Source organism: Kingella sp. (in: b-proteobacteria) (assembly GCF_030527935.1).
Taxonomy (GTDB): Bacteria; Pseudomonadota; Gammaproteobacteria; order Burkholderiales; family Neisseriaceae; genus Kingella_B.
In genome coordinates, this window is record NZ_JAUMZV010000025.1 from 23,807 (window position 1) to 31,657 (window position 7,851).

The 7,851-nt window shown below is 47.3% G+C and carries 17 protein-coding genes and 1 pseudogene; 8 read left to right on the forward strand and 10 right to left on the reverse strand.

Annotation, left to right across the window (positions count from 1 at the left end; translation table 11 throughout):
* Nucleotides 1-12 precede the first annotated feature (12 nt).
* The 7 genes from Q4A85_RS08915 to Q4A85_RS08945 all read right to left on the reverse strand — a co-directional run bounded on the left by Q4A85_RS08915 (nt 13) and on the right by Q4A85_RS08945 (nt 3,708).
* Nucleotides 13-528 (reverse strand): Rha family transcriptional regulator, encoded by a 516-nt coding sequence (locus Q4A85_RS08915; protein WP_303109572.1) that lies wholly within the window; start codon nt 526-528, stop codon nt 13-15.
* Nucleotides 529-598: 70 nt separating this feature from the next.
* Nucleotides 599-874: a hypothetical protein gene (locus tag Q4A85_RS08920; protein ID WP_303109573.1), complete on the reverse strand. Its 276-nt coding sequence runs from the start codon at nt 872-874 to the stop codon at nt 599-601.
* 43 nt (nt 875-917) lie between these two features.
* Nucleotides 918-1,124 (reverse strand): hypothetical protein, encoded by a 207-nt coding sequence (locus tag Q4A85_RS08925; protein ID WP_303109574.1) that lies wholly within the window; start codon nt 1,122-1,124, stop codon nt 918-920.
* Nucleotides 1,114-1,914, reverse strand: a complete 801-nt coding sequence (locus Q4A85_RS08930; RefSeq protein WP_303109576.1) for an ATP-binding protein — start codon at nt 1,912-1,914, stop codon at nt 1,114-1,116. Before Q4A85_RS08930 ends, Q4A85_RS08925 begins: the two co-directional genes overlap by 11 nt.
* Before the next feature lie 11 nt (nt 1,915-1,925).
* Nucleotides 1,926-2,837: a hypothetical protein gene (locus Q4A85_RS08935; RefSeq protein WP_303109578.1), complete on the reverse strand. Its 912-nt coding sequence runs from the start codon at nt 2,835-2,837 to the stop codon at nt 1,926-1,928.
* Entirely contained in the window at nt 2,834-2,980 is a 147-nt protein-coding gene (locus Q4A85_RS08940; RefSeq protein ID WP_303109580.1) for a hypothetical protein, read from the reverse strand. Before Q4A85_RS08940 ends, Q4A85_RS08935 begins: the two co-directional genes overlap by 4 nt.
* A gap of 2 nt (nt 2,981-2,982) precedes the next feature.
* On the reverse strand, nt 2,983-3,708 hold the full coding sequence (locus Q4A85_RS08945) for a phage antirepressor KilAC domain-containing protein (protein ID WP_303109582.1): 726 nt from the start codon (nt 3,706-3,708) through the stop codon (nt 2,983-2,985).
* 158 nt (nt 3,709-3,866) lie between these two features.
* Here Q4A85_RS08945 and Q4A85_RS08950 point away from each other — a divergent pair, with 158 nt between their 5' ends.
* Nucleotides 3,867-4,046 carry a hypothetical protein gene (locus tag Q4A85_RS08950; protein ID WP_303109584.1) on the forward strand — a complete coding sequence of 60 codons (180 nt, stop codon included), beginning with the start codon at nt 3,867-3,869 and terminating at the stop codon, nt 4,044-4,046.
* Here Q4A85_RS08950 and Q4A85_RS08955 read toward each other — a convergent pair.
* From Q4A85_RS08955 to Q4A85_RS13255, 3 genes are read right to left on the reverse strand one after another with little or no spacing between them, the layout of a single operon-like run.
* Complete coding sequence (locus tag Q4A85_RS08955; RefSeq protein ID WP_303109586.1) at nt 4,038-4,247, reverse strand: hypothetical protein; 210 nt, start codon at nt 4,245-4,247, stop codon at nt 4,038-4,040. The two genes, Q4A85_RS08950 and Q4A85_RS08955, sit on opposite strands and share 9 nt — an antisense overlap.
* A 13-nt stretch (nt 4,248-4,260) precedes the next feature.
* Nucleotides 4,261-4,548 (reverse strand): CII family transcriptional regulator, encoded by a 288-nt coding sequence (locus tag Q4A85_RS08960; RefSeq protein WP_303109589.1) that lies wholly within the window; start codon nt 4,546-4,548, stop codon nt 4,261-4,263.
* A complete protein-coding gene (locus Q4A85_RS13255; protein ID WP_314310478.1) occupies nt 4,545-4,724 on the reverse strand; it encodes a helix-turn-helix domain-containing protein in 180 nt (59 codons plus the stop codon). The genes Q4A85_RS08960 and Q4A85_RS13255 overlap by 4 nt, the downstream gene beginning before the upstream one ends.
* 113 nt (nt 4,725-4,837) lie before the next feature.
* Here Q4A85_RS13255 and Q4A85_RS08965 point away from each other — a divergent pair, with 113 nt between their 5' ends.
* The 7 genes and pseudogenes from Q4A85_RS08965 to Q4A85_RS08995 all read left to right on the forward strand — a co-directional run.
* Nucleotides 4,838-5,557 (forward strand): helix-turn-helix transcriptional regulator, encoded by a 720-nt coding sequence (locus Q4A85_RS08965; RefSeq protein WP_303109591.1) that lies wholly within the window; start codon nt 4,838-4,840, stop codon nt 5,555-5,557.
* Nucleotides 5,558-5,630: 73 nt separating this feature from the next.
* Nucleotides 5,631-6,284, forward strand: a complete 654-nt coding sequence (locus tag Q4A85_RS08970) for a hypothetical protein (RefSeq protein ID WP_303109592.1) — start codon at nt 5,631-5,633, stop codon at nt 6,282-6,284.
* A gap of 250 nt (nt 6,285-6,534) precedes the next feature.
* Nucleotides 6,535-6,678: a hypothetical protein gene (locus Q4A85_RS08975; protein ID WP_303109594.1), complete on the forward strand. Its 144-nt coding sequence runs from the start codon at nt 6,535-6,537 to the stop codon at nt 6,676-6,678.
* A gap of 10 nt (nt 6,679-6,688) precedes the next feature.
* Nucleotides 6,689-6,994 carry a hypothetical protein gene (locus tag Q4A85_RS08980; protein ID WP_303109596.1) on the forward strand — a complete coding sequence of 102 codons (306 nt, stop codon included), beginning with the start codon at nt 6,689-6,691 and terminating at the stop codon, nt 6,992-6,994.
* 10 nt (nt 6,995-7,004) lie between these two features.
* Nucleotides 7,005-7,274 carry a hypothetical protein gene (locus Q4A85_RS08985; RefSeq protein ID WP_303109597.1) on the forward strand — a complete coding sequence of 90 codons (270 nt, stop codon included), beginning with the start codon at nt 7,005-7,007 and terminating at the stop codon, nt 7,272-7,274.
* 15 nt (nt 7,275-7,289) lie between these two features.
* Nucleotides 7,290-7,604 (forward strand): hypothetical protein, encoded by a 315-nt coding sequence (locus Q4A85_RS08990; protein WP_303109598.1) that lies wholly within the window; start codon nt 7,290-7,292, stop codon nt 7,602-7,604.
* A 39-nt stretch (nt 7,605-7,643) separates the two neighbouring features.
* Nucleotides 7,644-7,851, forward strand: a pseudogene (locus Q4A85_RS08995) (hypothetical protein); the annotation flags it as partial.

The following is a 7,851-nucleotide window of genomic DNA, read 5'->3' on the forward strand; positions in this document are numbered from 1 at the left end:
TAAATACTGCTTTCAGGCTGCTTCAAACCCTACCAGCAACGGCTGGATTTGCTGCTCATAGTGTTCAATCCGCATTTGGTTGGCAGGCTTATCATCGCGCCGCTCGCGCAAAATGCGCCCAGCTACGCTTGCCAGCGCGGCGGATTGTTTTTCGGCTTCTAGGGCTGCCAGCAGCTTGCTAATCAGCGATGTGTTCAAGCTGTCCAGTTGGCGGCGCATGGCATTGAATGCTTTGATATAGGCAATTTTGACTTTCATTGCTTCGGGCGTGGTGTAGCCCATCGTGAGCAACACAAAGCCGTCTTTGGTCATCTCGTACATTTGGCGCGTTTCGCCCTTTTTATCGGTGTATTCAACCGCCCCAAATATGGGGGCGTTAAATTCTTCGTTGATTTGCAACATGATTTTGCGAATATCACGCATCACATGGTCGTGTCGTTTACCAAATGCCATCGCTACTTTTCGGCTATCGGTTTTCAACTCGTTGCCTTTGGTGGTAACCAATATTTCAATGGGTAAATCTTTCATTTTTTTGCCTTTGATAAAAACGTTTAAAATCAAGTATTCAACCGCCCCAAATTTGGGTTTGCTAATCTTTTCAACCCCTTACAAACCCCACACAACAATCCCAAAACCGCCTGTCCAACAAATCCCCTGTTTCGCAATCCAGCCAATCCGCCAACGCCTGCACCGTTCCCCATTTGGGCAACCGCTCGCCGTTTAGCCAATCCTGCACCGCAATCACGCTCACCAGCACCTGCGGATTGCTGCGCTGCCATGCGCTCAACACATCGCCCGCTTTGGTGTAGATGCGCGAGTTATCAGGTTTTGCTTCAATATCCCCTTTTCGCCCAACAGCACGCGAAACCGCCACATAAAATCATCCATCGCCGCCCGCTTGCGGCTAATACGTCCTGTCATAACTGCTCCACATACTTCACGCGCTTTGCCACCACGTCATCATCGGCAGCCTGAAAACGCCCGTTGCTGCATTCAAACCGACAAGGGATAAACCGCCACGGCTCGCCCTTTTTGCATACCACCGAAGCCGATTTCCAGCCCCAATATTCCGCCGCCGCGCGAAAATCGGCGTGTTGGCAGTTGATGCAGGTTTCAGGCTGCATGATTAACCCCCGCGCGGCGACTGCGCCCCGCAAACGTCAAAATCAACCCATCTTCTTGCAATCTGTCCCATACAATCTCGCCCAAAAATCCCGCCAACGCATCACGGCTCAAATTGGAAATCAGCACCGTAGGGCAACTTTTCTCGTAGCGTTTGTTCAGCACATCAAACAGCACGCGCATCTCGTCATCGCTGCCTTTTTGGTTGCCGATTTCGTCCAATGCCAACAAATCAAACTTGGCGTACTCTGCCAAAATCTCGCTTTCATTCACGGGCGATTTGAAATTTTTGCTTTCGCGCACGCGGCGGAATAAATCGCCCACCGTGGCATATTGCACATTGCCGCCCATTTGCCCCTTAACCATTGCCAACAAAGCGCAAGCCAAATGCGTTTTGCCCGTCCCTTTGTTGCCATGCAATACCAACGCGCCTGCATGATGCGATTGCAGCATCTGCCCATACTTCACTACGCTTTTACGCAACACCGCTTCCTGCTCGTTTTCAGGCTGCCAATCAGCAACCGTTTTGCCCACAAAACGCGGCGGAATATCCATGCTTTGCGCCAGTTTTTCCCGCGCCAATTTCGCTGCCTGTTCGCGATTGTGTTGCGCCATATCGCGCAAAATCGCCGCTGTTTCCGCTTCCTTGCGCTCTTGCAAACAACAAGGGCAGCCTGATGTGAATTGCTCGTAGCGGATTTTGGTGTATGCCCCATGTTTCGGGCAGATGTCTTCCCACTTATCCAGCGGGATAAATGTCGGCATCAAACCCACGATTGCAGATAATTCCATGATTTTGCTTCCTAAAAATTGATTTCCGTATCATCAGGCAAATCCAGTTCTACCCGATTGCCCGCACCATCAAACACGCCACCTTGCTCTTGCGGTATCGTCTCCACTTGCCGCGTGGTCGGCACAAAGTCTGTGCGCTTACCCATGCGCTCCGCCAACCAATCCGCGCGAAAGGTTGCCCAGCCGTAGCCAATCGCTACTTCCAACGCCTGCTGCAAGCTAAGCTGACTAACAGCCGCTTCTTTCTGCATCTGCTGGGCAGCGGTTACGGTCAGCGGACAGCGTTTAGCTTTACGGATTGCCAAGTGGTCAGCAGCCACCTGTTCGCTTACACCCATGTCTTGCAAGATTTGCATTTGGGCAGCGTGTGTGCCGCCAGCACGCGCATCGCGCGGCTTACTCTCTGTTTGTAATCTCTGTGTATTCTCTGTATGTATTCTCTGTTCCTTATACGAACAGGGGATTTCGGTTGTCCCGAAAGTGGGATTACCCGTTTCGTCCAAAGGGGGATTACCCGTTTCCCCAACTCCGCTTTCCCCTTTTCCCGAAAGGGGGATTTCGGGTTTCGGGAAAGGAGGATTACCCGTTTCGCGAACAGCTTCATATTGAGCCATGATTTCATTAAATTTTTCCGCATTTAGCTTGTAATACATACGATGTTGCAATCGTTTATACGTTTTGGTTAGCACACCTAATTTGATTAGCTTTTTGCAGGCGGTTTCTTGTTCGTCTTCGCTTAAACCCGTTTCTTCTTCCAACTCCGCAACCGTTTTGTACACGCCTAACGGGTTATCCGTTTTATCTTGCCAAAACAGCAACTGCCCAAACAAAAGTGAACATCTCGCCCCGCCTAATGGCTTGGCAAGTTTTGGGTAGTAGGCTATGGGTTTGCCTAATGACTTCATGGCTTCAAAATAATTCATTGCTGCTCCTTTGTTTGCTCCAAAACAGCATTGATGGCTTCGCCAATCGCCAACGCTAATTCTTGGTTTTCTGCACGTTCCAATAAATCGTTAATGCCTGCCAACAAGGCATCGTCTGATAATTTGCTTCTAATGATTGCCATGATTAAGCTCCTAATTTCTCCGCAATCTTGCCCATACCTTTGGGCGTTAAATAAACCTGTGTCGCAATGCGCTGCTCGCCTGTGCTACGGCTTTCATAGCGATGCACGCTGTGGGTAACACAACCGCTGCGTACCTTGTCCTGATAGCCTAGCCACACCCCGCTGCCCCCGCTGCGATACAACCAACCATGCTGCGCCAGCCAGTCAAATAACTGCTTGGGCGGCATCTTTAACATCTTCGCCGCCTGTGTAACGGTGATGTCGCCTTGCGCTGCTTCAATCCGTGTCATGGCTTCGGCTTTTGGGGTTAGCTCGGCAATTTGCGCTGCCTGTTGTTGATTGCGCTCGGCTAAATCCGCCGCCAAACGCAAAGCATCGGGCAGGGTTTGCGGGATATTCAGGCTGCCTGAAAGTCGCTTCTCGCAGTCAATGAAGTATTGCCGCGCCTGTTTGCCCTTGGCGTTACGCTCCACCATGCTTAACTCTTTTGCCATGTCCAGCGAAAGAAAGTAATCCAAGCGATTGTGTCCGCCACGTATTGCTTCGGAATTTCCCGAAGCAATCACAAAGTCTTGATTTTCAACAAAACCATATTGACTAATGCGGTCTTTAATCCAAGTAGAAAAATGGTCGCGGTTTTCCAAAAACGCATGCAGTTCACGCGCGTTTACCGTTTGTTTCGGGCAGCCTGCAAAATCAGACTTGCCAATCGGGATAATTTGGGTCATAATGCATTCCTATCTTTATATTTGATAAATTTCCTTATACCCGCCGCACTTCGGCGGGCTTTTTTTGCCCGTCTGTCCGAGCTGCCAAGCGTCTATTCCGCTTTGCCAAACCCGTGTAAGATTGAGTTTCCACACAACAACCCAACACGGAGAAAATCATGTCCTTAACACGACTTGAAGCCTTGCAGCTTGCCGCCCAACTGGTTCAACCCAACCAATCCCCCGATATGCGTATCAAAGAATTATTTGAATTGGCGCGCCTAATCATGTTGGAAGAAAATCAATCCCAAGAAAAAGCGCAGCTTGAAGCCAGTGAACGATTTAAAGCCTTATCTTGAATATGCTTTTTGGAGTTTCTTAACTCGCGGCAGGATGTCATCCCACGTTTTAATTTGGTTAAGATGGCGAAACTCTGCACACACCGAAATAGCAATCGCAGATAGCGATAACTCGCCGCTTTGTGCAATTGCGCACTTAACCAACATCTTCTTAATCATCGCCTTATCCTTTCTGGATAAGGCTTTTTGCTTTTTAGCCATTACTGGTCTCCTTTCAATTTTCATCAGCAATCGCCTGATAATGCTCAACCATCTTTTCCGCCATAAACTTGCGTTCCGCGCGGGTAACAATCGCCGCATCAGCAGGCACTAACTTCAAATCCAGCGCAGCCAAAGCCACGCAATACTTTTCTAAATCGCCATCTTTCAGGCGGCTCAATCGCGTTTCCGAAATATCCGATAGCTCGGCTACTCGCTTTTGCGATACCACCGCAAGCGCGTGCAATATGGCGCGTTCATTCTTGCGGGCGATTTCTTGTTGGGCGGGGGATAATTCGGTCATCGGGTAGTTTCCTGATGCAACTTACGGATTTTGTCCATCACAACGTAAGACGGGGCTTTCCTAGCGCCAGAACGTAACTTGTTCACGTATGCGACCGAACAGCCGATTGATTCCGCAATCTTTTCCGAACTGAATCCGCGTTGAATAATTTCTTTTAACAAAATGTCTGGGGTCATGCTCAACTCCAAAAATAATACCACATTTTAATACGATAGTACTTATTAAGCAAGTACCAAAGTAGTTTTGTTTGAAAGTACAATCGTATCAATTAGAAAGATTGGATATTTACATGGATACGTTTATTTACATGGATACGTTGCAAGAACGTTTAATTCATGCCCGCAAGCAGAAACAAATGAGCCAAGCGCAGCTAGGCAAGGCAATAGGAAAATCACAGTCGGCGATTGCCGCATTGGAGACAGGGCGCAATAAGGCATCGACCGATATTGCCAAAATTGCCAATGTTTTAGGCGTTTCAGCTATCTGGCTAGAAACAGGGCAAGGCGAGATGTATCCGCAATCCACCACCCCGCGCATCAACGAAATAACCGACATCCACCGCCCGATGCTATGGAGCAGCAACACCCCGCTGCCCGAAGATGATTATGTATTCGTGCCGTTTTTAAAAGAAACCGAACTTAGGGGCGGCGATGGCTCGTTTGAAATCCCCGACTACAACGGTTTCAGGCTGCCTTTTGGCAAAGCCACCCTGCATCGCAAAGGCATCATGCCTGACAACGTAATCTGCTGCACGCTCACAGGCGACAGCATGGAGCCGCGCATCCCCGAATACGCCACTATTGCCGTGGATAAAGGCATAGAACGCATTAGAGACGGCAAAATTTACGCCTTTCAACACGACGATTTATTCCGCGTTAAATACCTTTATCGCTTGCCAGGCAACAAAGTGCGCATCCGCAGCGACAACGAGAACTACGAGGACGAGATTGTGGATGGCGAAGAAATCCGCATCATCGGGCGCGTGTTTTGGTGGAGCGTATTGGATTAAAATATAGTGTCATTCCACAAATTTGAGTAATCATATTTGAAAAATGAGTTAATTTTTAAGATTGGATAGGATTATGGGAATTTTTAATACTCCAAATGCAAAACCTTTAAACGTGAAATTGATGGCATTTGTTGCGGTTGTTTTTTTTGTTACTGCATTGATTTCATTTTTTGCTAATCATAAAGGATGGGCAGTTAGTCTAGCATTTCTTGGAGCATGTAGTATTTCAGCGGTTTTTGAAGAACGTAAAAAACAAAAGCAAGCGAGAGAAGAAGAACAGAGATTGTTAGAAAACCAAACCATTTTGGCAAATATTGAAAACGGTTCTATCCAAGCAGAAGCATTTAAAGTGTTGGTAAAAAATAATGAACATTGCTTTTTGGTTGATGCTGCTCTTTTGTTGGAAATTTCCACCAGTCGCCAAGGCGGATACACGGGCATCCGAGTAAAAAACATTAGTCTTGGTAATTTTGGCTCTTCTTCCGTTAAGAACTGGGCAATATCTGATGCAGGAGAACTGGTTTTAACAAGTGAGCGTTTGGTTTTTGCTGGAGACTACCGTAGTATTGATATTAATTTAAATAAAATCAATAGTATTGAATGTGTAGGCAAACATTTTATGATAACTATAAGCGGACAAAGCAATCCCCTCGCATTCAATGTAGGTGATGAAACACTATGGCATGATGCAATACGAATAGCCATTCAAAAGAAAAACTCCATATAAAATAACATTTTATATTAAAACGAACAGACGACTACTAATCGCTTGGTCTGCTTACAACATATCAAGCTATTTTTGATTTTCTAAAAAACCGCCCCATTCGGGCGGTTTTTTGCGCCTTGTGAAAACTTTGTTTTCTTTTAAAACAACAACATATAAATTTATTACAAATTTTGAGTACTATCGTATTTACAATAATTAAGTACGATAGTATTATGCACCCATCGCAACAAATAACACAGGAAGCAAAAAGATGACCCTAACCGAAGCCCTAGCCAAGCTAGACCAAATGTACAAAGACCAACCCAAGCAGCCCAAACAAGATTACCACCCCCAACCCAAACAAACCAAAGAACAAGCCCGCGCCCAATACAACTTTATGCGCGGAATGCCCTAAGGAAGCCGCCATGTACCCAAGCCCAGCCAACACAGGCTACGCCGACAACTATTGGGGCTGCCAAGACCCCGGCTACTACGGCGAACCCACCAATTATTTAGGCGAGCTATACAGCGAATGGCAAGACAGAATAGCCGACCAATACCGCGCCCAAGCCATCGCCAAAATCCGCAGCGATTTGCAACGCTACGACAACTGCGAGCAAGAACTAGCAGAACTAGCCGCCGCCGAAGCAGGACAAGGCGACGAAGACACCGAAAACGACATTTGGGCAACCATTTTAGAAATCGCCCAAGCCAACCACGACACCTTTTAAGGGGCAAAACATGAAACAAGAAATTTCAGATTTAGCAACAGCTTTGCGCTACACGCACAAAAAAATCCACAAGCTAAACGCGCTATGCCAGCAATACAACCCTGACAGCTACCTGCAAAAATGCCAAGACGAAAAAGGGTTATTCGCCATCACGCTACACATCCGAAAACCAAACGCAGGCTACGAAAGCGCAGATTTTGGTATAGAACCCGCCGCTTTAGCCGCCGCAAAAGCATGGATTAAATGGCATCTTAAACACAAGGCGAAATATTTACACTAGGCAGCCTGAAACCCTATGAAATACTACTACCCACCACAGAAAACCGACATGAAAACCCTAGCCCACACCACCGCAGCCCTAGCCCTAGGCTTTACCCTAGGCATACTCGCCACCGCCTACGCCCAGCAGCCCAAGTCAACCATCAAAACCTACGACTGCGACACCCTGCAAGACATCCCCAGCGAGTTGTACTTCAACCCCACAGCCGCCCACCAAATTCAAAAGCTGCACGACCAATGCCAACAGCAACGCAACGCCATCATGTTGCAACAGCAATGGGAAAAAGACCCCACCGCAGGCGTGGTTTATGGATGGAAGGATGTTAATTGATTGTATGCAGGCAGTAATGGAAATAGTCAGGAAATAGCCATGAATAAATTTGAAATTGTGAGAAGCGACAGCATCAACATAAATGATGTTGATTTGTACAGAATCCGCGCGTTAATTGATTTCGGAGATGTATGCACAGGCGACTTTGGCGGATATATACAACACGAAAAAAACTTGTCTCAGTCTGGCAATGCGTGGGTTTACGGCAACGCACGGGTTTACGATGATGCACAGGTTTACGATGGTA

What these genes read in the sequence shown, in the direction of transcription:
- Q4A85_RS08915 (WP_303109572.1), bottom strand. Translation starts at nt 528, where the DNA reads ATGAAAGATTTACCCATTGAAATATTGGTTACCACCAAAGGCAACGAG.
- Q4A85_RS08925 (WP_303109574.1), bottom strand. Translation starts at nt 1,124, where the DNA reads ATGCAGCCTGAAACCTGCATCAACTGCCAACACGCCGATTTTCGCGCG.
- Q4A85_RS08930 (WP_303109576.1), bottom strand. Translation starts at nt 1,914, where the DNA reads ATGGAATTATCTGCAATCGTGGGTTTGATGCCGACATTTATCCCGCTG.
- Q4A85_RS08935 (WP_303109578.1), bottom strand. Translation starts at nt 2,837, where the DNA reads ATGAATTATTTTGAAGCCATGAAGTCATTAGGCAAACCCATAGCCTAC.
- Q4A85_RS08940 (WP_303109580.1), bottom strand. Translation starts at nt 2,980, where the DNA reads ATGGCAATCATTAGAAGCAAATTATCAGACGATGCCTTGTTGGCAGGC.
- Q4A85_RS08945 (WP_303109582.1), bottom strand. Translation starts at nt 3,708, where the DNA reads ATGACCCAAATTATCCCGATTGGCAAGTCTGATTTTGCAGGCTGCCCG.
- Q4A85_RS08950 (WP_303109584.1), top strand. Translation starts at nt 3,867, where the DNA reads ATGTCCTTAACACGACTTGAAGCCTTGCAGCTTGCCGCCCAACTGGTT.
- Q4A85_RS08955 (WP_303109586.1), bottom strand. Translation starts at nt 4,247, where the DNA reads ATGGCTAAAAAGCAAAAAGCCTTATCCAGAAAGGATAAGGCGATGATT.
- Q4A85_RS08960 (WP_303109589.1), bottom strand. Translation starts at nt 4,548, where the DNA reads ATGACCGAATTATCCCCCGCCCAACAAGAAATCGCCCGCAAGAATGAA.
- Q4A85_RS13255 (WP_314310478.1), bottom strand. Translation starts at nt 4,724, where the DNA reads ATGACCCCAGACATTTTGTTAAAAGAAATTATTCAACGCGGATTCAGT.
- Q4A85_RS08965 (WP_303109591.1), top strand. Translation starts at nt 4,838, where the DNA reads ATGGATACGTTTATTTACATGGATACGTTGCAAGAACGTTTAATTCAT.
- Q4A85_RS08970 (WP_303109592.1), top strand. Translation starts at nt 5,631, where the DNA reads ATGGGAATTTTTAATACTCCAAATGCAAAACCTTTAAACGTGAAATTG.
- Q4A85_RS08975 (WP_303109594.1), top strand. Translation starts at nt 6,535, where the DNA reads ATGACCCTAACCGAAGCCCTAGCCAAGCTAGACCAAATGTACAAAGAC.
- Q4A85_RS08980 (WP_303109596.1), top strand. Translation starts at nt 6,689, where the DNA reads ATGTACCCAAGCCCAGCCAACACAGGCTACGCCGACAACTATTGGGGC.
- Q4A85_RS08985 (WP_303109597.1), top strand. Translation starts at nt 7,005, where the DNA reads ATGAAACAAGAAATTTCAGATTTAGCAACAGCTTTGCGCTACACGCAC.
- Q4A85_RS08990 (WP_303109598.1), top strand. Translation starts at nt 7,290, where the DNA reads ATGAAATACTACTACCCACCACAGAAAACCGACATGAAAACCCTAGCC.